The organism is Paenibacillus sp. PSB04, assembly GCF_025809195.1.
Classification (GTDB): Bacteria; Bacillota; Bacilli; order Paenibacillales; family Paenibacillaceae; genus Paenibacillus_AQ; species Paenibacillus_AQ favisporus.
In genome coordinates this window covers 3,559,546-3,584,513 of the sequence record NZ_CP081301.1, presented here as the reverse complement: position 1 = coordinate 3,584,513, position 24,968 = coordinate 3,559,546, and the positions used below count along the sequence as shown (strand labels likewise).

Annotated in this window: 24 protein-coding genes and 1 other annotated feature; of the genes, 6 read left to right on the top strand and 18 right to left on the bottom strand. The window is 54.1% G+C overall.

Annotation, left to right across the window (positions count from 1 at the left end; genetic code table 11):
* Positions 1-82: 82 nt before the first annotated feature.
* Positions 83-601 carry a deoxycytidylate deaminase gene (locus K2F33_RS16505; RefSeq protein WP_076169763.1) on the bottom strand — a complete coding sequence of 173 codons (519 nt, stop codon included), beginning with the start codon at positions 599-601 and terminating at the stop codon, positions 83-85.
* 107 nt (positions 602-708) lie between these two features.
* The gene (locus K2F33_RS16500; RefSeq protein WP_263882232.1) at positions 709-1,386 is read right to left on the bottom strand and encodes a ComEA family DNA-binding protein; all 678 of its coding nucleotides are present in this window, start codon (positions 1,384-1,386) and stop codon (positions 709-711) included.
* A 194-nt stretch (positions 1,387-1,580) separates the two neighbouring features.
* Here K2F33_RS16500 and comER point away from each other — a divergent pair, with 194 nt between their 5' ends.
* Positions 1,581-2,414: a late competence protein ComER gene (gene comER, locus K2F33_RS16495; RefSeq protein ID WP_076169761.1), complete on the top strand. Its 834-nt coding sequence runs from the start codon at positions 1,581-1,583 to the stop codon at positions 2,412-2,414.
* On the opposite strand, the gene leuS is transcribed toward comER, so the two are convergent.
* The gene (gene leuS / locus K2F33_RS16490; protein WP_263882231.1) at positions 2,411-4,855 is read right to left on the bottom strand and encodes a leucine--tRNA ligase; all 2,445 of its coding nucleotides are present in this window, start codon (positions 4,853-4,855) and stop codon (positions 2,411-2,413) included. The two genes, comER and leuS, sit on opposite strands and share 4 nt — an antisense overlap.
* Positions 4,856-4,965: 110 nt before the next feature.
* Positions 4,966-5,202, bottom strand: a binding site (T-box leader).
* Positions 5,203-5,380: 178 nt separating this feature from the next.
* Here leuS and K2F33_RS16485 point away from each other — a divergent pair.
* From K2F33_RS16485 to K2F33_RS16475, 3 genes are all read left to right on the top strand, one after another.
* The gene (locus K2F33_RS16485) at positions 5,381-7,681 is read left to right on the top strand and encodes a helix-turn-helix domain-containing protein (RefSeq protein WP_212984476.1); all 2,301 of its coding nucleotides are present in this window, start codon (positions 5,381-5,383) and stop codon (positions 7,679-7,681) included.
* A 154-nt stretch (positions 7,682-7,835) separates the two neighbouring features.
* A complete protein-coding gene (locus K2F33_RS16480) occupies positions 7,836-8,699 on the top strand; it encodes an AraC family transcriptional regulator (RefSeq protein ID WP_263882230.1) in 864 nt (287 codons plus the stop codon).
* Between the two features lie 72 nt (positions 8,700-8,771).
* Entirely contained in the window at positions 8,772-9,746 is a 975-nt protein-coding gene (locus K2F33_RS16475; RefSeq protein ID WP_263882229.1) for a phosphotransferase enzyme family protein, read from the top strand.
* Between the two features lie 13 nt (positions 9,747-9,759).
* Here K2F33_RS16475 and K2F33_RS16470 read toward each other — a convergent pair whose 3' ends face one another.
* Entirely contained in the window at positions 9,760-10,596 is an 837-nt protein-coding gene (locus tag K2F33_RS16470) for a helix-turn-helix transcriptional regulator (RefSeq protein WP_263882228.1), read from the bottom strand.
* A 117-nt stretch (positions 10,597-10,713) separates the two neighbouring features.
* On the opposite strand from K2F33_RS16470, the gene K2F33_RS16465 reads away from it, so the two are divergent.
* Complete coding sequence (locus tag K2F33_RS16465) at positions 10,714-11,556, top strand: NAD-dependent epimerase/dehydratase family protein (RefSeq protein ID WP_263882227.1); 843 nt, start codon at positions 10,714-10,716, stop codon at positions 11,554-11,556.
* A 79-nt stretch (positions 11,557-11,635) separates the two neighbouring features.
* On the opposite strand, the gene K2F33_RS16460 is transcribed toward K2F33_RS16465, so the two are convergent.
* Positions 11,636-13,249, bottom strand: a complete 1,614-nt coding sequence (locus K2F33_RS16460) for a type 2 periplasmic-binding domain-containing protein (protein ID WP_212984481.1) — start codon at positions 13,247-13,249, stop codon at positions 11,636-11,638.
* 424 nt (positions 13,250-13,673) lie between these two features.
* On the opposite strand from K2F33_RS16460, the gene K2F33_RS16455 reads away from it, so the two are divergent.
* A complete protein-coding gene (locus tag K2F33_RS16455) occupies positions 13,674-13,832 on the top strand; it encodes an asparagine synthase (protein ID WP_076169753.1) in 159 nt (52 codons plus the stop codon).
* A gap of 129 nt (positions 13,833-13,961) precedes the next feature.
* Here the strand turns inward: K2F33_RS16455 and K2F33_RS16450 are convergent, their stop codons facing one another.
* From K2F33_RS16450 to K2F33_RS16390, 13 genes are all read right to left on the bottom strand, one after another.
* Positions 13,962-14,834, bottom strand: coding sequence for a PhnE/PtxC family ABC transporter permease (locus tag K2F33_RS16450; protein ID WP_412973990.1), 873 nt, complete (start codon positions 14,832-14,834; stop codon positions 13,962-13,964).
* Complete coding sequence (locus tag K2F33_RS16445; protein ID WP_263882375.1) at positions 14,831-15,637, bottom strand: PhnE/PtxC family ABC transporter permease; 807 nt, start codon at positions 15,635-15,637, stop codon at positions 14,831-14,833. The genes K2F33_RS16450 and K2F33_RS16445 overlap by 4 nt, the downstream gene beginning before the upstream one ends.
* Positions 15,609-16,397: a phosphonate ABC transporter ATP-binding protein gene (phnC, locus tag K2F33_RS16440; protein ID WP_089548244.1), complete on the bottom strand. Its 789-nt coding sequence runs from the start codon at positions 16,395-16,397 to the stop codon at positions 15,609-15,611. Before phnC ends, K2F33_RS16445 begins: the two co-directional genes overlap by 29 nt.
* Positions 16,398-16,445: 48 nt before the next feature.
* Positions 16,446-17,504: a phosphate/phosphite/phosphonate ABC transporter substrate-binding protein gene (locus K2F33_RS16435; RefSeq protein WP_263882226.1), complete on the bottom strand. Its 1,059-nt coding sequence runs from the start codon at positions 17,502-17,504 to the stop codon at positions 16,446-16,448.
* Between the two features lie 187 nt (positions 17,505-17,691).
* Positions 17,692-18,438 carry a phosphonate C-P lyase system protein PhnL gene (locus K2F33_RS16430; RefSeq protein WP_263882225.1) on the bottom strand — a complete coding sequence of 249 codons (747 nt, stop codon included), beginning with the start codon at positions 18,436-18,438 and terminating at the stop codon, positions 17,692-17,694.
* The gene (phnM, locus tag K2F33_RS16425) at positions 18,386-19,633 is read right to left on the bottom strand and encodes a phosphonate metabolism protein PhnM (protein WP_084203867.1); all 1,248 of its coding nucleotides are present in this window, start codon (positions 19,631-19,633) and stop codon (positions 18,386-18,388) included. The genes K2F33_RS16430 and phnM overlap by 53 nt, the downstream gene beginning before the upstream one ends.
* 25 nt (positions 19,634-19,658) lie before the next feature.
* Complete coding sequence (locus K2F33_RS16420) at positions 19,659-20,504, bottom strand: ATP-binding cassette domain-containing protein (protein ID WP_263882224.1); 846 nt, start codon at positions 20,502-20,504, stop codon at positions 19,659-19,661.
* Positions 20,501-21,364, bottom strand: a complete 864-nt coding sequence (locus tag K2F33_RS16415) for an alpha-D-ribose 1-methylphosphonate 5-phosphate C-P-lyase PhnJ (RefSeq protein ID WP_263882223.1) — start codon at positions 21,362-21,364, stop codon at positions 20,501-20,503. The genes K2F33_RS16420 and K2F33_RS16415 overlap by 4 nt, the downstream gene beginning before the upstream one ends.
* Positions 21,355-22,503, bottom strand: a complete 1,149-nt coding sequence (locus K2F33_RS16410; protein ID WP_263882222.1) for a carbon-phosphorus lyase complex subunit PhnI — start codon at positions 22,501-22,503, stop codon at positions 21,355-21,357. The genes K2F33_RS16415 and K2F33_RS16410 overlap by 10 nt, the downstream gene beginning before the upstream one ends.
* Positions 22,491-23,099 (bottom strand): phosphonate C-P lyase system protein PhnH, encoded by a 609-nt coding sequence (phnH, locus tag K2F33_RS16405; RefSeq protein ID WP_263882221.1) that lies wholly within the window; start codon positions 23,097-23,099, stop codon positions 22,491-22,493. Before phnH ends, K2F33_RS16410 begins: the two co-directional genes overlap by 13 nt.
* A 12-nt stretch (positions 23,100-23,111) precedes the next feature.
* Positions 23,112-23,537 carry a phosphonate C-P lyase system protein PhnG gene (phnG, locus tag K2F33_RS16400; protein WP_263882220.1) on the bottom strand — a complete coding sequence of 142 codons (426 nt, stop codon included), beginning with the start codon at positions 23,535-23,537 and terminating at the stop codon, positions 23,112-23,114.
* Between the two features lie 57 nt (positions 23,538-23,594).
* Entirely contained in the window at positions 23,595-24,296 is a 702-nt protein-coding gene (locus K2F33_RS16395; protein ID WP_076169743.1) for a GntR family transcriptional regulator, read from the bottom strand.
* Between the two features lie 22 nt (positions 24,297-24,318).
* A complete protein-coding gene (locus tag K2F33_RS16390) occupies positions 24,319-24,960 on the bottom strand; it encodes a DapH/DapD/GlmU-related protein (protein WP_263882219.1) in 642 nt (213 codons plus the stop codon).
* Positions 24,961-24,968 lie beyond the last annotated feature (8 nt).

The following is a 24,968-nucleotide window of genomic DNA, read 5'->3' as shown; positions in this document are numbered from 1 at the left end:
AGAGGTCCTTCCCCTATTGATGATTTATTCCATATTTCCGAATATTCCTGTGTAACCGTATGTTCAGTCTTACCGCCAATTTTTAATCCGCCACCGTCATCACCGTTTCCCGTGGCGGCTCATAGACGGGCAGCCGGCGGAAGGTAATGCCCTTCTGCCGCATCATTTCCGTCACCTTCTCCGTATCCTTTGGATACGGACGGTGATACACGATCTCGGTCACGCCGCTGTTCGCCAGCATGTTGGCGCAGGTCCAGCAGGGCTCGTCCGTAACATAGACGGAGCTGCCTTCCCGGTCGATACGGTCGGTGAACAGCAGTAGGTTTTGCTCGGCATGAATCGTCCGGACGCAGCGCTGCTTTTTCACCATTTCCTGCTTTCCGTCCACGTCCACAAGCTCGTACTCCTCAGCGATCATGCAACCCGCTTCCGAGCAGTCCGGCACGCCCATCGGCGCTCCGTTATACGCGGTGCCCAGCAGCTTCTTCCCCTGAACGAGCACGGCTCCGACATGGCGCCGGGAACAGCGGGAACGCGTCGATACCATGTATGCAATATCCATAAAGTAAGTGTCCCAGTCTTTTCGGGTATCAACCGTCATGAATCCATCACCTGATTTCCGTAGAATGTGTACATATTGTATCACAAGAAAAACGTTTACCGATATACCTGCATGGGAGACAACGCATTTAGCGCCTAACGGATAACCTACAGCTGGATGTATGGCTTCATTTTTTCCAGCATTTTGGGTCCGATGCCTTTGACCTTATCCAAATCCGCAACCGATTTGAACGGTCCGTGCTGATTGCGGTATTCCAGAATGGCTTTGGCCTTGGCCTCACCGATCCCCGGAAGATCGGTCAACTCCGTTAGTCCTGCGGTATTTACGTTGACCTTTTTGCCCTGCGCACCGGCATCTGTCTGCGAACCGGACACCGCGTCTGCCGAACCTCCAGCCGGTGGCTGCTCGGACGAAGTTCCTGACGGCCCCGAAGCGGCATTCGCCGCAAGTCCAGCGTCAGAATGAGTGCTTCCGTTTGCAGCTTGGCCCGCCGCCACTTCATCCCCCGAACTCTGCGCTTTATCTGCCGTATTTCGGCTTTCATTCGCCTGCGCGGGTCCCGAGGGTACCGCGTCCTGTTTGGCAGCCGGGTTGGCGTCCTGCTTAGAACCTTGCTCCTGCTTTTGTTTGTCATCCGCTGCCGCGGCGCCTTTAGGCAAATCGCCTGCCGAACCGCCCGCTTTTTCGTTCAGCACGCTTTCAACCCTGCCGTTGAGCGGCTGCCACTGCTCCATCCCGCTGCTTGTATGAACTCCTGACAGCAGAATGGCCCCGCTTCCCAGCACGGCACAAACGATGCTGACGACTGCCGATATTCTTTTCACAACATGACACCCCAATTCTATGAAATGACTTGAAATCACTCGCTGTCGGTCCATAGATGAAGTACAGAATCACATACACTGAAAATTTATAACTCTATAATGTGGAATTAGCCGTCATGGTGGCCAAGTTATAGCGCATACACTAATGGGAACGATCATGTCGTTACTGCGAAGCACGAAAGGAGGGAACCTATATGAAGGTAGGATTTATCGGAACCGGCAGCATGGGCAGCCTGCTGCTTGAGGCCCTGATTGATTCGGGTTCGCTCGCTCCAAACCAGGTCTATGCCAGCAACCGTACCCCCGAGAAGGTTATCCGGCTCCAGCAGCGACACCCCGGACTGCATGTATGCACCAGCAACGCGGAAACTGCGCACAACAGCGATCTGATCTTTTTGTGCGTGAAGCCGCTTCAATTTAAAGCAATTCTGGATGAAATCGGAAGCACGCTTCGGCCCGATCAAATGGTGGTATCCATCACGAGTCCGGTGCAGATCCATCACCTGGAGTCGGCTTTGTGCTGTAAGGTGGCCAAGATCATTCCGAGCGTGGCCCACCGCGTTCAAAGCGGCGTCTGTCTATGTATGTATGGCAGCCGGATAAAAGAGGAAGACAGGCAGCTCATCGAGCATCTCCTGTCTCCCATCAGCAAGCCCATCCTCATCGATGAATCCTTTGTCAGGATCACATCGGATTTATCCAGCTGCGGGCCTGCCTTTTTAAGCTTTTTTCTGGATCAGTGGATCAACGCCGCCGTAGAAACGACCGGCATGGACCGCGGCGAACTGACGTGGATCGCCGGGGAAATGCTGCTCGGTACGGGTAAACTGCTGACGCAGGGAGGCTTTACGCCCCTTGAGCTGCAGAAGCGGGTAACCGTTCCCGGCGGCATTACCGCCGAGGCGCTTGCCCTGCTGGACAGCAGCTTAACCGGCGTCTTTCACCGTCTGATCGCCACAACCCACGGCAAATACAAAGAAGATCTGGAAAAGTGTGACGCCCAGTTCGGCGGCCCCGGTGCCGATTAGTTCGCGACGATGTTCACAAGCTTGCCGGGTACCGCAATGACCTTACGTACGGTTTTCCCGTCAATGGCCTGCTGCACGTTCTGCAGCGACATGGCGTGTTCCTGCATGGCTTCCTGGCTCATATCTTTGGCGATCATCGCCCGCTGAACGATTTTGCCATTGACCTGAATGACGATTTCGACTTCCGATTCCACAGTCCAGGATTCGTCATAGGACGGCCACGGTACGTAAGTAATGCTCTCCTGATGGCCCAGACGCTCCCAAAGCTCTTCCGCGATGTGCGGAGCGAGCGGCGACAGCATCTGCACGAAGTTCTCGATCGCCAGACGCGGCAGCGCATCCGCTTTGTAGGCTTCGTTGATAAAAATCATCAGCTGGCTGATCGCGGTGTTGAAGCGCAGATTCTCCAGGTCGTCGGTCACTTTCTTAATCGTTTTATGCCATGTCCGCTTGAATTCATCGCTGCCATCGCCGTCCGTAATTTTGCTGCTGAGGCTGCCGTCCTCGCTGACGATCAGGCGCCACACGCGGGAGAGGAAGCGGTGCGCGCCTTCCACGCCGTTCTCGTTCCAAGGCTTGGTCGCTTCCAGAGGCCCCATAAACATTTCGTACACGCGCAGCGTGTCGGCACCGAACTGCTCGACGATTTCGTCCGGATTAATGACGTTGCCGCGCGATTTGCTCATTTTCTCATTGTTCGTTCCCAGAATCATGCCTTGGTTGATCAGCTTCTGGAACGGTTCTTTGGTCGTGACGACACCGAGGTCGTACAGGAATTTATGCCAGAAACGGGCATACAGCAGGTGAAGCACCGCATGCTCGGCTCCGCCGATGTACAGATCGACAGGCAGCCATGCCTCCTGCTTCTCCATCGAGCACAGCTCATCCGCATTATGCGGATCGATGTAGCGCAGGTAATACCAGCAGCTGCCGGCCCATTGCGGCATCGTATTGGTCTCGCGGCGGGCTTTCATGCCCGTCTCGGGATCGATCGTCTCCACCCAGTCGGTGACGTTGGCCAGCGGCGACTCCCCTGTACCCGACGGCTTGATTTGATCCACATCCGGCAGCAGCAGCGGAAGCTGGTCCTCCGGAACAGTCTTCATCGTGCCGTCCTCCAGATGCAGAATCGGAATCGGCTCGCCCCAATAGCGCTGGCGGCTGAACAGCCAGTCACGCAGGCGGTAGGTTACCTTGCCCTGGCCTTTGCCGTTCTCCTCAAGCCACGCGATCATTGCAGCGATGGCTTCTTCGGTGTGCAGTCCGTTCAGCGGGCCTGAGTTCACATGCTCTCCGTCCCCGGTATAAGCTTCCTCCTGCACGTTTCCGCCTTTGACCACTTCCACGATGTTCAGGCCGAATTTCTTGGCGAATTCCCAGTCGCGGGAATCATGCCCCGGCACCGCCATAATGGCTCCGGTTCCGTAACCTGCCAGCACGTAATCCGCAATCCAGATCGGCAGCTTCTCGCCGCTCACCGGATTGACGGCATAGGCTCCGGTAAACACACCGGTTTTGTCTTTAGCCAAATCGGTGCGCTCCAGATCGCTCTTGCGGGCTGCCTGCTCCTGGTAGGCCTTCACCGCATCCTTCTGTTCAGGCGTCGTAATGCGCTCTACCAGCTCCTGTTCCGGAGCGAGCACGCAATAAGTAGCGCCAAACAGCGTGTCGGGACGGGTCGTAAATACCGTCAGCTTGGCGTCATGCCCTTCGATTTCGAACTGCACTTCAGCGCCCTTCGATCTTCCGATCCAGTTGCGCTGCATATCCTTCAGGCTTTCGCTCCAATCCAGGTCATCCAGATCTTCCAGCAGCCGGTCGGCATACTCGGTAATCTTCAGAATCCATTGGCGCATCGGCTTGCGGACGACCGGATGGCCGCCGCGCTCGCTCTTCCCGTCGATGACTTCCTCGTTGGCCAGTACGGTCCCGAGGGCTTCACACCAGTTCACGGGCACTTCGGCAACATAGGCGAGGCCGCGGTTGTACAGTTGGATGAAAATCCACTGCGTCCATTTATAATATTCCGGATCGGTCGTGCTGATCTCGCGGTCCCAGTCATAAGAGAAGCCGAGCGACTTGATCTGACGCCGGAACGTGTTAATGTTCTTGATCGTGATTTCCCGAGGGTGCTCGCCCTTATCCATCGCATGCTGCTCCGCCGGCAGGCCGAATGCGTCCCAACCCATCGGATGCAGCACGTTATAGCCCTTCATCCGTTTGAAGCGGGAGACGATGTCCGTCGCCGTGTACCCTTCCGGGTGGCCGACATGAAGTCCTGCTCCGGACGGGTAAGGAAACATATCCAGCGCGTAAAATTTCGGCTTTTCAGGATCCTCTGTCGTCTTGAATGTGTGATGCTCATCCCAATACTTCTGCCATTTCGGTTCAATCACCTTGTGCTGGTAGCCCTGGCCTTGAACCTGCTCTTGGTTACTCATGCTCATTTGCCTCCTAAAATGCGCCCGCTACCCGCCCGTTATTACGGTACGGCACGGCGCTCGTCTTTCATGTTTGCAACAAAAAAACCTCTCATCCATAGCGTATCATCGCTAGGGACGAGAGGTTTGATTCCCGTGGTACCACCCTAGTTAGCGGAGGACATGCTTTATCCCCGCTCCCTTTGCACCCTTAACGCGGGTGAATCGATGATCCTTGACGCGCTTTCGCACGCGCTTCACATCATAGCTCAAAGGCGAGTTCATCCCAAATCGTCAACCGGCTTGCACCCACCGCCGGCTCTCTGTATGACATCCCTGGAACTAATACCCCTTATCATCGCTTCATTTACAGTTTTTCATGGTTGAAACATTGAAACATATTATATATAAAAAAATCCATCGAGTCAACGTATCCAGCCTGGCGGACAAGCCCCGCTTTTCCCGCCGAAAACCCCGCCAGCCGGAATTATTCCATGTCCGACAGGGAATTTTTTGTTATGATTAAACCAAAGGGAGGCGGAAAGTTTGAAGCGTAACCTCAGAAGGTACTTGAAATCGAAGCTGTTTTTAAAATATATATGGTCTTATCTGTTTATTTTGCTGCTTCCTCTCGTTTTTGTAACCGTCTTCATCTACCAAAGCGCCGCGGGCAACCTCCGGGAGGAAATCGAACAAAGCCATCTGAACCAGCTGACGCAGGCGGAAAGCATCGTCGACGGCCGGATGAAGGAGCTCGGCGACATCGCCTCAAGGATCGCCTATGACGACCGCCTGATCTCTTACCGGGTTCATGATCCGTTCTATTCGCGGGAGGCGATCGACGCTCTGGATCAATATAAGTCAACCAGTTCCATCATCGGAGATGTATTTTTATATTTTCATCATGACGACCGGATTTACTCCTCGCAGGGGCTTAGCAGCCTGGACGTGTTCAGCGAGAAGTACATATTCCAGAATTGGTCCAAAGACAGCCTGATGGGCGATTTGAACGACGTGTCTTTTCCCACCATGCGTCCGGCGGACCGGGTGATCCGGGGCACTTACAGGCAGCAGTCGCTGCTTGCCTACCTGGTGCCGATTACGCCGAACAGCCCGAATCCCCATGCAACGGTCATGTATTTGATCGATGAGTCGGAGCTCACGGGTCTGATCGATTCCATTCTGGGCAGCTACAAGGGGCTGGCGTACATTTTTGACAATCACGGACAGGTGCTGGCCGCCAACAATCACGGTGAAACGATCAACGGCCTGGACACGGGACATCTGTTTTCCCTCGATCCGGGCATTCACAGCGTGGAGCTGGGCGGAAAAGCGCATTCCGTCGTGTCCACCAAATCGGACATGAACGGCTGGACGTATGTGACGCTGATGCCGAGCGATCAGTTTTTCAGCAGCGTGCTGCACATCCGCAGCTTTATCATCATGCTGTTCAGCATCGTGGTGCTGGCAGGCATCGGCATCGCCCTGCTTCTGGCCCGCAGACAATATCACCCGATTTCGGCCCTGGTCGATTTCGCCAATTCCAAGTCCAGAAACGACCGGGGAACGGGAGATGCGCTCCTTCCGGGCAATGAACTGGAGCATATCCGCTCCGCGCTGCAGGAATACAGCTCCCGTGCCGATCTGCAGGAACCGTACGCACGGAACCATCTTCTGCTGAGACTGCTCCAGCAGGGAGAAGACCGGGAGCTCGAGCCGGATCTGCTGGAAGCCTTTAATATCCGGTTTGACCGTTCGCAGTTTTTTGTCATCGCCATGGAACGAGGCGAGCTTGCTGACCCTTCCCAGGATTACCAGGATTGGCAGACGCTCGCTTCCCTCCTAGCCGAAGTGGACATCCCCGGGCTCCGGGCATCGGCTTACAGCGTGGAGCTCCCGCGCCGGGACCAGATGGCCCTCATCGTCTGCTTTGACCCGCACCCAGCGATGGAGAGCTTCATCCATATGAGCCGGATCGTCGATGCCGTCCGCAGCAATATCCTGGAGGCGTTCGACCTTAACCCCATCATGGGGGTCGGCACCGGATATTCACAGGCGGGGCAGCTTAATCAGTCGTTTATCGAAGCCTGCTCGGCGCTGGAATTCCATACTCCGTCGGAGAAGGGCGGTATTACGTTTTTTGAAAAACTGGCGCCGGCGAGCGAGGAAGCCTTCTGGATTCCGAAAAACGTGCTGCTGAAGCTGTCCCAAAGCTTGAAACAGGGCAGCCATGACGTCTCCGCCCACATGATCGGCGAAGCGATGACGAGCCTGAAAGAGGGCAGCCCGTCACCGCTGCTCTCCCGCTGCATCTGCTTTGACATTCTCAATACGATGCTCAAGACCGCATCGGAGCTTGGCATCCATCATATTACGCAGGAGATTCCGACCAGCAGCGCCTTTCAGTCCCTGGATGAATTCGAGGGGCAGCTCAGGAAGCTGGCCTCCCATATTTGCACGCAGGTACAGCAGGAGACGAAGCATAAGGAGAGTTCGCTCAAGGACCAGATGCTCGGCTATATTGACCAGCACTTTATGGATCACAGCCTGAGCCTGGAGAGCCTTGCGGATCTGTTTGAAATTTCTCCTTCGCATTTCAGCCGGACGTTTAAGGAAAATGTGGGGCTGAACTTTACCCAGTATATCTGGCAGAAAAGGATGGAGGAGGTCAAGCGGCTGCTCATGACGACCCAGGAACCGCTCAAGGAAATCATCGGCAGGGTCGGGTATGCCGACACCCCGAATTTTATCCGCAAGTTTAAAAAGGAAACCGGCTACACGCCGGGACAATTCCGCAAGCTGAACCATCCGGACGGCGTGTTGCTCGGCGAAATGCTCCAGGACTGACAACGAACAGCTGATTTGTTCAGCTGTTCGTTTTTTCTTTTAGGAAGTGCAGCGTATGGGGTAAAGCAAGGCGGAATACCTGATATTTCTGTGCATGGAATGCAAGGCTTTATTTTCGGTACTCCGTATAATTAATGTTGAAGGGATGATCTGTATGGATTGGCTGAAACGCATGAATCATGCGTTGGAATACATCGAAACGCATCTGTCGGAAGAGATCGACTATGACCAAGTGGCCGGAACGGCCTGCTGCTCGGCTTACCATTTTCAACGCATGTTTTCGTTCATCACAAACGTTTCGCTGTCCGAGTATATTCGGCGCAGACGGCTTACCCTTGCCGCTTTTGAACTGCAATCCGGTGGCGTAAAGGTGATCGATATTGCACTGAAGTATGGTTACGAATCACCCGAGGCGTTTTCCAGGGCGTTCAAAAAAATGCACGGAGTCATGCCAAAGGCTGCTCGCGACAACGGTGTATCCCTTAAGGCTTATCCTCGCTTATCCTTTCACATTTCAATTCGCGGAGATGTCGAGATGAACTACAGAATGGAAGGAAAACCTGCCTTTGAAATGTTCGGTGTTTCGACTGTGATCCATGCCGACGGCGAGAATCCGTTTATCGAAATACCCGCGTTTTGGCAAAAGTGTATTTCCGATGGAACCGTCAAACGAATCCGCGCTGCCGCAGGTTTAGGCGAACACGGCCAGCTCCATGCGGTTTTATACAACAAGCAAGGAGGACAACTTTCGTACATGATCGGTTACTTTTTACCCCAAAGCGGCTTGCCTGAAGGATTTGAAAAGCTTCAAATTCCCCCTCAGTCTTATGCGATTTTTTCAACCGGAATCAATCCGAGTGGACAGAATGACATTCATGGATTGTGGAGGCGGATCTGGGGCGAGTGGTTTCCAAGCTCTCATTACGAAGCTGCAAACGATCCCGAATTTGAAATGACTTACGATCGCGGTAACAACCTGTACGAAATGGAGGTTTGGATTCCTGTCGTTAAGCTGTAGTTCGGCTCTAGAGCGCAGTATTATATCAATCCCCGGTGTGAGGGGCTATTTCCTTTAGAAGGTGTGAATCGAATGGATCTTGCAATCATCGCGCAGCATGCGCTTGCCCAGTACGATATAAATGCTGTATCCGTTTCGCCCGTAGCACAAAGCGGTGCCGCGGTTTTCAAAATTGAAGATCATCATGGGCTGGTGTACAGCCTGCGTGTTCACAAATCTAAAATCAGTACGCTTGAAACCATGTGGACGCGCCGGGATGTACTGGAATCTGAGCTGGTATGGCTGGATGCGCTTAACCGTGACACCCATCTCACCCTCCCTATGCCAAAACGCAATCGGCTGGGTTCTTATGTTACACAAGTGAACGATATAAGTTGTACGATGCTCAGTTGGGTGGAAGGCGAGCAAAAACAATATTTTACCAGCGATCAGGAATTGAAGTCCACCGCTGAAATGACGGCAGCTTTGCATCAGCATGCCAGTATGTGGCAGCCCCCTTCGTCTTTTATCCGGCCAACGGTTCATCGTGAACGCATACAGCATGCGCTGGATCTGCTCAAGCAGCAGGTGCGGGAAGGGTTATTAGAGGCACATGATGTTCAGATTCTTGAAGCCGCCGGGGAAAAAGCGATGGCTTTGCTGGACACACTCCCTAAAAACAAGTTGACTTGGGGTGTATTGCACGGCGATATCGTTCCTCCCAATATCGTGTTTGCAGACAGGGCTGCCCATCCCATTGACTTTGGAGCGTGCGGAATCGGTCCTTTTCTCACTGACCTGGCCATCACTTGTACCTTTATTCATCCCACTGCCAGACAGCAGTACATCGATTGGTACGGAAAGCACTTTCCGCTGCCCAATGAGTATGTGGCCCAGATCGAAGCATTATTTATTTCGCTAGGGCTAATCGGGATGAGGAACGCTCTTGGTATGCCTGAATCGAAGCAGGGATTGCCGACGCATGCGAAAAAGTGTGCTTCTCGCGAATTTGGCAGGTATGTAAATGGGGAAGGTTTTTTATTTACAGGTACGCCATGTTGGGAATAAAACGCCAATAGACTTATCCATTCTCCAGATTGCTAATTATGCGTTTTAAACGCGCAGCCGTATCCGTTGAAGCTGTATAAATCATAATTTTCACGTCCGGATTGGCTGACGATTGCAAGGTCACATGTTCAAACTCCATCTCTCCGATTCGAGGGTCGTACCTTTGTTTGTGGCGATCCGTTACGGCCTGAACGTCATGCAGCGGCCAGAGCTCGCGAAACAACGGGCTGTTCTGCATGAATTCCTCAATAAGCTCTTTAAACCTCGTATCATTAGGAAAATGCGCGTAATCTGCACGAAAGTGTGCAATCAAGACCTGTACTCTGGATTCCCAGTCCTGTATGTCCGATCCGAGCTTGGCATCCATTAAGAGATGTCTCATCCAATTGGGTCTCAGCTGCATATGATTTGAAAGCGGCGGGATTAGAAAAACGATCTCAGCTGCTTTGTTCCACAGCAATAAATCCCAGTATCTTCCGATTACGAATGCCGGATTAGGTTCAAGAGCCGTTATTACCCTTTCCAATCCAATATTTAATTGCTGATCTTCTACCTTTTCCTGTTGCACCGGTCTTGCAAGAAGATGGAGATGGTGGCGTTCATCCTCCGTCAAACGCAGCGCTTTGGCGATGTTATTAAGTACGTCCTCTGATGGATTGACACTTCTGCCTTGTTCCAATGAGGTATACCACGACGTTCCAATATGGGCAAGCTGGGCAACTTCTTCCCTTCGAAGGCCCGAGGTCCGTCGTCTTCCATAGGATATTAACCCAACATCTTCTGGTGTAAGACGTTCTCGCCGCGAACGCAAAAATTCGCCTAATGACATTCCGGAAGAAGTCTCTTCCATGATTAACTCCTCCTTATCCTGACACTTTCAATCGTACGATAAACGCAGGAAGGTAGCTGTTGGCTTATTCTATTATACTGCCGATATACCGTTTAAAAAACTTAGGAGGATATGAAAATGAACCTTTTCGTAACAGGAGCCACAGGTAAAGTTGGAAGCCGTTTTGTTCCGCGTATGTTACAGCGCGGTCATCACGTTAAATTGCTGGTTAGGGACGCTGCCAAGGCGGATTGGCTTCAGCGGCAAGGGGCTGACGTTGTAGAAGGCGATCTTTTGCAGCCGGACAGTTATGTTGACGCTCTCCGGGGCACGGATGCAGTGGTTCATTTGGCAGCACAGTTCCGTGGTGTAGACGAACATACCACCAGAATATCAAACATCGATGGCAGCATAGCTCTAGCTCGCGCTGCACTCATGGCGGAAGTGCCAAGGTTTGTTTTTTCCAGCACGAATCATGTGTACGGTTCCGGGCAGCATTCGAGACCCAACCGTGAAGATGACGAGCCTAGGCCTGCCTTTCCTTATCCTCAATCCAAAGTTGAAGCCGAAGCGGCACTGCTGCGGCTTCATCGCGAACAGGGATTAGGCGTACGAATTCTACGGCTTCCATTTGTCTATGGTGATGGCGACCCCCATATCGCAGAATTTCTGCCGATATTGCGTAATTGGAATCCAGCCAAACGATTCTCTATGGCGCACCATGCGGATGTAAGTCAAGCCCTGATGCTAGCAGCTTCCACACCAGGTATTGATGGGCGAATCTACAATGTTGGCGACGATGCCCCGATCTCGGTTTCGGAGCTGCTTCAGCTTTATCATAGCGAAATATCGTCCGAAGCGCTGCAGCAGGATTTTGATCCATGGGACATGGTCGTCGATACAACGCGTATAAGAGATGAATTACACTATCGACCAATTTACCCGTCGTTCTATTCGGCAAGGGATGCAGGTGCAATATAGATCAGTCCCCATTTATCAAAGAAAGGCCGCCATATCGGCGACCTTTCTTTTTTATGCGTTGCATAGTTCACTGGCTGATCTACTTGGATTCCTGACCGTCCCAACGGTCGTAGGCTGCCTGATAGATTTCCACGATGCGGTCTCCGCCCATTTTCTTCACCTGGGCTTTATACTTGTCCCAGTTCGACAGCGGCTCCTGCCCGGTCACAAACTTGGCTTCCATCTGCTCGACGTAGTTGTTCAGGTCCGACAGCAGCGAAGTCACCTCGGTTTGTTCCTCTTCCGTCAGGAATACGTTCGGATACGGCACTTTGGCATATGGCAAAATTTTCTCCTGGTTCTCCTTTTCGACCCATTCGTCGATGTCAGAACGCAGTCCCTTGCTCACTTCCGGAAGGCTGACGCCCGGCGTCGTGATGCCGTAGTTCGGAGTCAGCTTGCCGCGGTAGTTTTCGCGGTCGCCTCCATCCGGTACCGGAAGCCATTCTTTGACGTGGTTTGCCTCGTCTTTGTATTTCCACAGCACGCCTTCCGGCCCTTGGTTGAACAGCGTAGAACCTTCATAGCTGTACTGGTAGTCCACCCAGCGCATCGTTGCCTCCGGAGCAGGGTTGGTGCTCGAAATGGCAAACGTTCCGTTCTTCGAAATTCCCGAATTCTTGGCCACCACCGGCGAGTCCGGGAAGCCCGTTTTCAGCGGCTCCATAAACGGGTTGTCGGTGTTCGGCTCACCGCCCAGCATAAAGTACGGCAGCCAGTCGTTGAACAAGGCCACCTGATTGTTTTTGCCCTTGGCCTTCTTCTGGTCGTCGGTCTGGGAGAACGTTTCATGGTCAAGCAGATCGTCCTTCCACAGCCGGTTCAAGAAGGTCAGATACTCTTTGAACCCTTCCTCCTGCGGTGTGTAGTGAACTTTCCCCTGCTTGTCGGCATAATACACCTCGTCATAGATGCCCCAGAAGCCCAGCATCTGCACACGGATATCCTTCAGCTTGGTCGACGTGAGCGGAATTTCATCCGCTTTGCCGTTGCCGTTCGGATCCTCGGTCTTGACCCGTTTCAGGTAATCGTACAGCTCGTCCGGCGTTTCCGGAAGCTTGGTTACGCCAAGCTTCTTGAGGAAGCTGCCGTTATAGTACAGCGGGCTCTTGTACCATACCGCGCCTTTATCTACGTAAGGCAGGGCGTAAATATGACCGTCGGGGGTCGTGATCGACTTCCGCACGTCCGGATTTTCGTCCAGCAGCTTCTTGATGTTCGGCGCATATTCATCAATCAGCTTTTCCAGCGGAATCAGCGTTCCCTGACTTCCGTACGTCACCTGCTCAGCCGGCGTCAAAGCCGAAGCGTAGAAAATATCCGGCAGGTCGCCGCTCGCAAAAATCAGATTTTTCTTGGTCTCGAAGCTGTCGACCGGAACCGTCTGGAATGTGAGCTTGATGTTCGTCATTTTCTCCATGTCTTTAAATACCTGCATCGTATCCCACTTGGCGCTGCCCACGTCAGGCGCAAATACCGACAGCGTAATCGGCTTGTCGACGATCGGGAAGCCCTCCTTGTGTACACTATCCGCCGAGCCGGAGGCTTGACCGCCGTCCCCGCTATCTTTCGAGCCGGAACCGCATGCGGCCAGCAGCGAGACGACCATGGACAGGCACAATACGATGGCCCAAGGCTTTAAACGTTTTCTCATCAGATGATTCCTCCTGTTCATTGTTGTGCGCGGCTTTACGTTGGCCCTTCGGAGTTTCCCCCCTTGAATTCGGACTAAAGCCTACTCCACGCTTTTTCTCCGCAGCTCTGGGTGAAGGATGGTATCGGCTGCTGCTGCGCTTTGTTTGTTAGCGTTTACAAAAAGTGTAGTAACAGGCCGGTTTCACGTAAATATGTTATTTTTGATATGTTGAATATGTATACAAACTCCAATGTTTAACAGGGATGCGGAAAATAGCAGTGCTAAGCCATTGTATAGCAAGTATGTCAAATATGCCATTGGGAAAATCTACATATCGGCCTGAATTCTGCCCCCACCATGTTAGCTGGCGGTGAATAATTCGCCGGACGGTAAACAAAAATAACCTTTGTCTATCCAAACCAACAGCCAAAGGAGTGTCGTCATGCGTGAAGGAATGATTCCTGCCGTTCTTGGAACTGTAGTTACCGCTTCCGGCGCCGCACTGCTGGGCAGCAAGTATAAGCTTGCCGCCACGGGGATTGTCGGATTCGGTCTGGCCCACATCGTACTGGGTGCGATCGATCTGATCGAACACCGGTAATCCGTTTGGAGGACCGTCCGCAAGCGTTACGCGCTTCGGACACAAAGAACCTTGGACATTCCCTGTCCAAGGTTCTTTATTTGTGCAGGCGGCCGATCCCAATGGAGACGCACACCCTGCGGCTGCCTGTTATTTTCCCTGCTTGAGCTTCCGCTTTGCACGGTTTGCGGCGATTTCCAGCAGGATGGCAAAGCCCAGAATAAAGTAGGTGATCGCTCCGATTTCCTGCAGATCAAAATAAAAGCCGCTGGCCATAAACATATCGTATCCGATCCCCCCTGCCCCCGCGGCCGCTCCCATGGCAACCGCCACGGAGAAGTTGATTTCGAACCGGAGCAGCGTCCAGGACATCAAATAGGATAAGGAGGACGGAATGACAGCTTGGAACACGATTTGCCACCAGTTCGCACCGCTGGCCTTCAGCGCTTCGATCGTGCCCTTGTCCATCTCCTCAAAGGCTTCCGAGTAGGCTTTGATCAAATAACCGATGGAGTGAAAGGTCATGCCGATGACGGCGGCGACGCTGCCAAGTCCTGCTGCGACGGCAAAAATCAGCACCCACATGACCGTAGGCACCGCGCGGATGAACGCGACCAGGCCTTTAATGACGGCGGACGCGAGCGGCGATGACAAATTGCGGGCCGAGAACAGGCCGAGAAACAGCGCAATAACCGCTCCGAACAAGGTAGCAAGAAAAGCAAGCCCCAGCGTAATCAGCACTTCGAACAAAGCCGCGGCAAAGGTGAAATGGTGTAAACGGGGCTGCAGAAACATCGTCTTCAGGTTCAGCAGCGTGGCGTAGATGCCTTGAAAGACCTGGATCCCTTTGTAATCAAAGCTCACGAAGGCGAGCACGGTCAGCAGGCTTAGCCCAATTAAGGTCAGCCTGATCGTTAAGTTGGTCTTGCTAAAAGGCTTCTTAAGCGGGATGCCCGGAAGTCTTCGGTCCGGACGGAGATGGAGTTCGGCGGCAATCATCTTGTCGACGGCCTCGGTGCTCATCCGATCATCACCTTTCGGATATAATTCGAGGTGAATTCGATGACCAATATGGAGATCACGATGACGAGTACAATCAGGCTGGCTGCGTTGTAATCGAGATTTTTATAGTACAGATTGAACAGGAACCCAACGCCGGTGCCGGTCAGAATGCCGATCAGCGTCGCGTTGCGGATGTTCGTTTCGATCATGAACAGGATCCAGCTGATGAGCTGGGGCAGCGCCGCCGGGATGACGGATTGGCAAATGACGGAGACATAACCGGCCCCGGTTGCCCGCAGCGCTTCCGCCGAATGGCCTCCCGTCTCATCGATGGACTCCAGGAAGGCGCGGGTCAAAAACCCGAAGGATCCAAAGAACAAGGCGAAATAGCCGGTCATCACGTTCTGCCCGAATGAAAACAGAAGGATCATCGACCACGCCGTGACATCAATATTCCGGAATACGGTCGCGATCGAACGGCTGACCAGCTTAATCCCCGCGTGAACGCCGATCGTCTGGGAGCCCAGAAGGGCGAACACGAGCGCAAACACCGAAGCGACGGTTGAAGCGGCGATGGACATCAGCAGCGTTTCGACGAGCGTGCGGAGAACGTCGGGAAACTTGGCCAGAGATTCGGCATTGGGATAAAAATGGGTGACGCCCCATACCAATGCGCCCGGGATGGAGCTCAGCCCCTGGACGAAATCATACTGGGTCAGTACGGCTGCAGCATAGGTTACAAGCAGAAGAAGCCCCCAAAACAAATACGCATGCCTTCGTTTGGCCGTGAAGTAATCAACCTGCTTGCGTCTCGCCTTGATCAGCACGCTGCTCTCTCCTCTCGCTTCCGTAAATTCGCTGGAGCTCTTCGGATGTCATTTGTCCCGGTGTTCCGTTGTAGACGATTTTCCCTTGATTGACCCCGATGATCCGGTCGGAATATTTCAGAGCGGTCTCCACCTGATGCAGATTGACGATCACGGTGATGCCCAAATTCGTGGAGATGTGCCTTAAATGATCCATGATCACCTTGGATGCATTCGGGTCCAGGGAAGCGATCGGCTCATCGCAGAGGAGCATTTTGGGCCCCTGAATCAGCGCCCTGGCGATACCGACCCGCTGCTTCTGTCCCCCGCTGAGCTGGTCGCAGCGCTTGTAGACCTGCTCTTCCAGGCCGAGAATGCCGAGAATTTGGTACGCCTGCTGCTTCTCCTCTTCACGGTACAGCCCCAGCATGCCGGCAAGCGTGGATTTGTAGCCGAGCCTGCCGTGCAGGACATTTTCCATCACGCTCAGCCGGTCTACCAGGTTGTAGTGCTGAAAAATCATGCCGATACTCGTCCGCATCCGCTTCAGCTCTTTCTTGCGAAATTCCAGCACATTTTTACCTTCGATGCATATTTCTCCGCTGCTGGCATCGATCATGCGGTTGATGCACCGGAGCAGCGTTGATTTCCCGGCCCCCGAGGGGCCGATGATCGATACGAATTCCCCACTCCTCACCGAGAAGCTTACATCCGTTAATGCCCGTGTTTCAGATCCATACTGCTTGGACACATGCTTGAATTCCAATAACGCAGTCATCGTACACCTCCAGGCGGTTTGGTATGGAGTTCATATGCCGGCTGCCGGTTATTTGGACAGCTCGCGGATCGGTTCGAACCAGGCGTCGTCGACCGGCAGGAACCGTTCATTCCCGCTTTTTTGCTTGAACAGCCCGCTGTCTTTGGAATCTTTGGGAAGGAAAATTTTCGGATTATGCGTCACGTCATCGGATGTAAACGCCTCGGTAATCTTCTTCTGCTCATCCTCGCTCACCGTTTTCGTGTTCGCCACAAACGGGGAATTGAGGACCGGTGTCACGGAAATCACCACAAACTCTTTTCCGGAGAGCGTATTGAAAGGTTCAGCAGCGCCATCCTTTACTTTATAGACAGCCCCGGGTTTGTTGGCCGTTCCGTCCGCCAGCTCCACGTAATTGGATACGCACGTATCGCAAAACGCGGCTACGTCCGCCTTGCCGGTCAGCAGATTCACCGCGGAACCCTGGTGGGAGCCGCCAAACAGAACGTCGCTAAAAAATTTATCTTTGCCGCCCTGCATCAAATCGTCTTCCTTCAAATCCTTGTACTTGTCCATCTTTCCAAAATAGCTGATGATGCCTGCAGACGGCACCTTGAATCCCGAAGTCGAGCTGTTCGATACAAAGGAGAACTTTTTCCCGGGAAGAGAGTCCAGGGTAAACCCGTCCCCGCTTTTAAACTCGCCTTCGTCGCCTTTCCGAACGTTCAGCCAGGAATAATATACGGCGTCGTCCAGCGCGCCCGATTCCCCGCTGTTGGTGAACAGCGGCTTCACGTCCTCGGTCTTGTTTCTTGCTTCCACATAACCCTGAGGGCCCATATAGGCCAGGTCTGCGCTTCCGCTTGCAATCGCCTCGATGGCGATGTTGTAATCGGTCGTCATCTTATGCTCCACTTTTTTGCCTGTAGCCTGCTCCACGATCTTTCCGACCTCGTCGCGCGCATCCTTCAAATCCGCTGCGGATTCGTTCGGATACCACACGATTGTCAGGGTATTTTTGTCCTTCGAACCGCCAACGTTCAGGCCTAATGAAGCCGCCCCTGAAGAACATCCGGCAACGGTCACAGCCAGTATCAGCATCAAGAGAAGTGAAATCGATCTTTTCATGGTTTCAGCGCCCCTTTTTCCTTGGATAATGGGATACAATTTCATGATGAAGATGAACGGTCAGCAGAAGATTAACGGGGGGACATGTTTGTGTAAGAAAAACGTCCATCGCAGTAACCTTCAAAGTAGACAGACCGCGTTTAAAGGAAGTTTTTCTTGCAATATCAGGAAGCCATGGCTCCGAAACTTATACTTTCTGATCTCTTAAGAAACGACCTGCGGCTTCCGGCCTGCCGCCTTCATGAAACCGGCCGTCCTGCATATGGTATTGGCGGCTGCACAGGCCCTCCATAAATTCCAGGTCGTGAAAGATCCCGAGCATCGTCGTTCCTTCGTGCATCAGCTGCTCGATCAGCGTTTTCACCTTGACCTTGGAGGCATGGTCCAGACTGGCGGTAGGCTCGTCTAGAAGGAGCAGTCGGGGCCGCTTCACCATTGCTCTGGCGATGTTGAGGCGCAGCTTCTCCCCCCCGGAGAACGTGGCGGGATAGCTGTCGCGGAGCTTGGCATCCAGCTCAAAATGATCGAGCATGCGCTCTGTCTCCCGGGCAGCCTGATGGGGATCCTTGCCCATTTCCAGCAGAGCCTGCGTGACCAGCTCCCGGGCCGTCGTCCGCGGCATGACGTTCAGAAACTGCGAGACGTAGCCAATCTCCCGCTTCCGCAGGTCGATCATGACCCGGTCCGGCGCGGTGGCCAGATCGATTTCACCGTACGCTGCCGATTGGTACCGGATGGTCCCTTTCTGGGGGAGATAGGTCCGGTAAATACAGCGGAGGACGGTCGACTTCCCGCTTCCGCTTTTGCCCGTAATGCCGATAAATTCGCCTTCGTTCACATGCAGGCTGACGTCTGCGGCGGCCTCGATCTGCTGATCCAGGTTATACAGAGTGAACGTTTTGGACAAGTGTTCGATCGTGAGCAGACTGTTCAATCCCTTTACCCCCTTCATGATCCCTGTAATGGGTTCTCTGAATGAGCTTCCCGTCCACAAATACGGCCGTAATGACCGGGAAATCCCCGTCGATCTTCTCGATCAGGATCAGATCCGCTTTTTTCCCCTCGCGCACCGAGCCGATTTCATGATCCAGATTGACGGCCCGCGCGGGATGAAGCGTCACCAGGCGGAACATGTCGGCCAGTTCCTGCCCGCAGCGGTCCACGAGGTAAAATACCGCGTGAAGCAGTGCCGCCGGATAATAATCGCTGCACAAAATGTCGATGCTCTTCTCCTGAATCGCCTCAGCTGCGGACAAGTTCCCGCTGTGCGAGCCGCCAAGGATGACGTTCGGCGCACCGGCCACGGTGTACATGCCCTGCTGTTTAGCCCGCCGGGCAATCTCCAGCGTAATCGGAAACTCGCTGATCGTTGCGCCGAAGCCCTGGACGAGCTCCAGCTTATCGAGAGAGTCGTCATCATGCGAAGCGACCGCGATTCCGGCTTCCCGCGCCAGTCCGGCAATTTCGCGGATGCTTTCGATGGTCATTTTCTCCTTGCTCTGGTGCTTCCGGATCAATTCGTCGATACCCTCATCGGTCATATCGTCATAGCCTTTCACCGTGGCCTTGTAAATCTCCAGATCCCTGTATTGTCCTTGGCCGGGAGTATGATCCATAAACGAAACGAGGTGAACCTTCTTTTCGGCAATGTAGTTTCTGAGATTGTCTACCTCCAGCAGGTTATCGATTTCAAACCTCGCGTGGAAACGGTGGCGCACCAAGTGCTGGCTCGTATGCGATTCCTCGATCAGCTCCAGCAGCTTGCGCACGTTTTCCGGCTCGCGGATCGGGCGGTATTTGTACTCCGACCCCCTGAAAATGGACAAGGAATGAAACATCGTCGTAATGCCGTGCGTGATCAGCTCTTTTTCCGTTTCCCTGAGGCTCAGTCGAAAATCCATCAGCGATGTCGGCCTCGGGGCAGCCATATGCTCAATGTAATCGGAATGAATGTCGATGAACCCCGGGGACAGATACCCGCCTGCGGCGTCCAAGACCTCCGTTTGCGTATCCACAGCAATGACGCCATGCGGGGCGATTCTGCCGATGCGGTCTCCCTGAATAAGCAGGTCGTATCCGCTCAGAACCCCTTCCTCCGTTATAATGCGTGCGTTCGTAATGAGATACAAAGGCGACTCCTCCTTCGAAAATAAGCTATAACAGGGAGTGAACCAGCTGCTGGGTATAAGCTTCCTGCGGGTCCTCCAAAATTTGATCGGTCAAGCCCTCCTCCACGACTTTCCCGTCAAGCATGACCAGCGTCCGGTCGGCGAGCATGCGGACCACGCCGAGGTCATGGGAGACAAGCACGATGCTGATGCCAAGCTCCCTTTGCAGCGCCTTGATCAGATCCAGAACGCTGGCCTGAACAGACAGGTCGAGGCCGGTGGTCACTTCATCGAGCAGCAGCACCGGAGGACGGTTCGACAACGCTTTGGCAATCTGGACCCGCTGCTGCATCCCCCCGGAAAAATGCTTAGGCGCTTCCTTGATCCGGTGAATCGGAATATGGACCTTTTCGAGCAGCTCCATGCCCCGATCTTCCATCTCGGAGACGCGGCGGCTGCCCGCCGCGATCATTTTCTCCGCGATGTTGCCGATGGAGGTGAAATCCATCCGCAGACCAAGCATCGGGTTCTGGTACACTTTTCCCATAAGGTGATTCCGGATATAACGCTTCTGCTGCGTCGATTCCGCAAACAGGTTTCGAGAACCGTCTTTGTAAGCCTGGAGATAGACTTCGCCGCTCGTCGCCTTCTGGTCAAAATAGAGGCATCTCATCATGGTGGATTTTCCGCTGCCGCTTTCTCCCACCACCCCGATGATTTCTCCCGGATACAGGTCAAAGGACACGTCTTGGCAGGAGTACACGGTATGGCAGACGGTGCAAAAGTTTTTGTAGAGCTTCCGGCTGCCCGGATTCATGCAGTGCGGGCAGCCAAGCCCGAACTGCTTGTTTAAATGTTTTACGGAAATCATCGGTTGTTCCGTCTGGATCATCGGCTCTCAGCACCTTCCCGCCACGATTGTTCATTCATCCGCTCCAAACAGTAGCTCGTATCATTACACTGAAAATAAGCTGTGCCGCTGGCATCATCGTACAGTTCATCCATAAACACGCCGGTAGCTCCGCATAGCCTGCAGGACCGGTCTTTAAAAGACTCCGTTTCAAAAGGGTAGTCCTCAAAATCAAGAGATACGACCTTGGTGTAAGGCGGCACTGCGTAGATTTTCTTTTCCCGTCCGGCCCCGAGCAGAATGAGCGCTTCGGAAGCATTCAGCTTCGCATTGTCGAATTTGGGGATCGGGCTTGGTGCCATCACATACCGGTCATGGACCATCACCGGGTGGTCAGCGCCGGTCGTCATGCTGCCGTAATTCATAATTTGCTCGAACAGCATGAGCCAGGCACCGCTGTATTCTTTTTCGGCGTGCAGCTTCTTCGTCTCGGCTTCCCGCGGTTCATACATCCGCAGCGGTTCCGGCATGGGCACCTGCAGCACCAAAATTTGACCCGCCCGAAGCGGAATCTCCGGAACGCGGTGCCTGGATTGAATCAGCGTCGCCTGCGCCGTCTCATCCGTCGTGCGGATATCCGTCGTGTTCCGGACCAGCTTCTTGATGCTGACAGCATTGACGGACTCATCGGAGCCCTGGTCAATTACCTTGACTATATCGTCTCGACCAACCAATGACAGGGTGAGCTGCAGCCCGCCGGTTCCCCATCCCCTGGCAATCGGCATTTCCCGGGAGGCAAAAGGAACCTGATACCCCGGAATGGCGATCGCCTTTAGCGTCGCTCGGCGGATTTCCCTTTTGGAGCCTTCGTCAAAAAACGCGAAATTGTAGTTTATTTGCACAGCTCCTCCACCTCCTCTGTTTCGTCCGCCTCAGGCGTCGTCGCAGTCGTCTTCGTTTTCCGCACGTCGTTCATTTTGGACTGGAACGTGACGTAATGCGGCAGCTTCAAGTGGGACATGAAACCGGTGGATTCCACGGAATCGATATGGTACAGCACAAACTCCTGATCCTGGGTCGGAAAACGGCTGTCTCCCTGCTCCAGGCTGTGATCCAGAATGCCCATGGCAATCGCCTTCGTCTCGTTTTGCCCGTAGCAGAGCCCGTAGCCAATCTCAAAGGACAATTCCTTCCCGCCCTGCTCCTTCACCACCGCGGCAGACATGAGCATTTCCGCCTCCGTTACCTTGATTTCGCCGATGTAATAACTGTCCTCAGCATCTGCATCGGTTCCGAGCGGATCGTCGATGCATACCGGCACGCGCCCGACCCGCAGCTCGCCGACGGTGGGATGTGATACGCCGTATCCGCGGATGACCGCGTAAGCGAGCGAGGTAACCGTCCCGGTCTGGCCCCGGGTCAGCACCTGCAGCTTTTGGCTGCGGCTTGCCGGAAACGTGATGCTTCGGCGCGTCACGTCATCCGGTTCGGTATGATCGTCCACGGGACAGGCCATGAGTCCCTGCTCGATCAAATAGTCCATGACCTTCATCAGCTCTGGCGGGCGGCCGGCCTCCGGCAAGCTTCCGAGCTCACCCGCAAACGCCTCCAGCCACCGGGCGGCATCCCCATCCGTTTCATGCATCAGGTCAAAGTCCAGGAGCCGGTGGCTGTAATCGACCGAAGCGCCGAGAATTTGCCCGCCCGGGATGTCCTTGAAGCTGGCGGAGATCCGCCGCTCAACCCTCATCTCGCGGGTGTGCACCGCTCGAGAATAATGCTTCCGGGGAAGCGTAGAGCGGTAGGCCCTCAGCAGAAACACCGCTTCCTCCGGGCTTCCTTCCGCCTGCTTGATTGCCAGCGCCGCCAGCGTTTCGTCGTACAGACTGCTCTCCGACATGATCTGATCGATCAGCCCTCTCATCCCGCCTTCAATGCGGGTGACGTCCAGTACCTTTCCCTGCTTGATCCGTTCGAATTTGATCCGCTTCAAGGATTCCTCGATCGCAAGCGTTCCGCCTTTTACCGCTACATATCCCATAGAAGCACCTCCCTCTCCTCGATTTGCGTCGTCCGGGGCAGGCACAGCAGCTTGTTGTTTTTGTCGGCGACCAGCATGTCAATTCCCAGAGGATACTCCGCGTTTTTCTCCGCCCGCGCCTCCAGCCATCCGGGAGCCAGCGGAATCCGCGCAAAGCTTTCATCCTCGATGCCCGGCCCTTTGAGGCTTAGCTCAAAGTCTCCGGACAGCTCCCCCGACTCCACGATCACAGTGGCAGAGGCATGCGGATCGGCCAGCGTACCGACTTTGGCGCCCTGCAGTGCCTTCAGCAAATCCCCTTCCTTCGCGTCGTGCAGGACAAAAATGTAATCCGCTTTCTCCGGCTCCGTCCGGACGGCGAAGGTCAGCTGGTTCAGGAGCCGCGTAAGCTCCGCTTCCCGCTGCGAGCAGATGCAGAATGTAACCTCCGTGTCCAGCAGCATCAATGCGAGCACCCAGGTGACGGGTAGCCCTCCCCACTGTGCATCGGCCTTGGCCGCTTCAGCCGTCAGATCCGAAATCAAGCCGGGTCTCGACATGGAATCTACCACTTTGCGGTAGGCGCGCTGTATATCATGAACTGCGTCGAAGTTCATCACTCTCTCCCCCTAATCCACATCCATCGTTTCAAAATCGACCTTCGTTTTGGCGATCTCGGCGAAAGCCTTGCTGCGCGTAGCAGCGATCCGGGCTTCTTCGTCCAGCAGCGTCTGATCCCATGCCCTGGTCTCCTGCAGTCCGGCCTGATACGCCGCGTCGATGAGGGCGAGCTGATAGGCCAGCTCATGGTCATGCCCTTTGACCACGCCGATGCCCATGCTGCCTTCGACCTGCACCTTGCATTCGCTCACCAGCACTTCCCCCAGATAGAACAAGCTACGCTTGGCGGTCTCTCTCACTTTGACCATGACCAGTCCCTGGCTTGGCTGCTCGACCAGCTTCACTTCATAACGGTCAGCAATAGCCTGCGCCATACGGGCGGCGAGTTCCCTGGAGCCTTCAACCAGAATTTCAGTCCGTTGTCTTCGTTTCATCCATTCCCGGCCTCCCTGTTTGAGGTTATTCAAAAAATCCGCTTTGAACACGCACTTTTAGAGCTCGTACGTAAAGTAGTCGCTCCGGTACATAATTCTCGTATATTCCAGCGGCTTGTTCGTCTGGCTGTCCAGACAGCCGGTCTCCACGACGAGCAGTGGAATGAGGCTGGTGCAGGCGAGCAGCTCCCTTTCTTTCCTGCCGGGATAGGTCACGCTGAGCAGCGTCTTCATCGACTCGAACCCCGTATACCCTTTTCCCCGGTAGAAATCGAACATCGAGGTAATGTCCCTGCCTGTCCGTCCGATGTCCGGAAACATCGACTCCGCCACATACGACGTGTGAATCGCAATCGGACGGTTGTCGATGAGACGGAGCCTGCCGATGCGGTATACCTTCTCTTCCGGCTGTGCTTCAAGCGCTTTATACACTTTGTGGTTATACTCGATGGGATCGCAAAAAATGTTGCGCGACTGATAGTCATACCCCATGTGGATCATTTTCCGGCTGAAGCTTTCGTTACCCGAAAAGAGGAGCGGAATGCGCTGATGCTGGTCGCGGACAAAGCTGCCCTTGCCCTGCCTGGAGTACACATACCCCAGGTCCTGCAGCTTCTCGTAAGCTTTTCGAGCCGTCATGCGGGGCACTTTGAACAGCCTGGCCAAATCGTTCTCCGACGGCAGCTTGTCATCCGGCTCATAGATGCCTGCCTCCATATCGGCTATGAGCTTATCCATGATCTCCATTTCGTCATGCATCCCTTATGCTCACCCTCCTCTTTTAAACCCCGTACTTCCGGATAAAAGAATCCGTATCGTTTAACTCTTCGAACCGCTCCTGGATGACCTCCCGCGGCCAATCCCACCACGCGATCTGCAGAAGCTTCACGATGACATCCTCCGAAAATCTCTTTCGGACCGGTTTGGCGGTAACGCCGACGACGATGGCATACGGTTCGACATCTTTGGTGACGATTGCTCCGGATCCGATCACCGCTCCGGTGCCGATATGAACCCCCTTCATGATGATCGCGCCGTGACCGATCCAGACATCGTGCCCGATCGTTACCCGGTTGCCCCGCCTCCGGTTGAAAATCGCCTCGTCATCGGTGCCGGCAAAACCATAATCCCTTCTCCGGTAAGTCATATGATGCTGCGTAACCCGCTCCATGGGATGATCCACCGGGTTGATGCATACATGCGAGGCAATCGAAGTATATTTGCCGACTTCCGTGTAGTTGATCGTCACGTCGTCCATGGTGTAGGTGTAATCCCCGATATCGGATTCGATAATTTGATTGCCTGGACCGACGGAGGTCCAGGATCCGAACGTGCTGTGAAGAATATGCGCGCTTTCGTGAATATCAGGATCCGGGCTCAGCCGTTTATTTTCCGCAGGGCGATGAATCGAATGCTTTTCCATGAATGTTC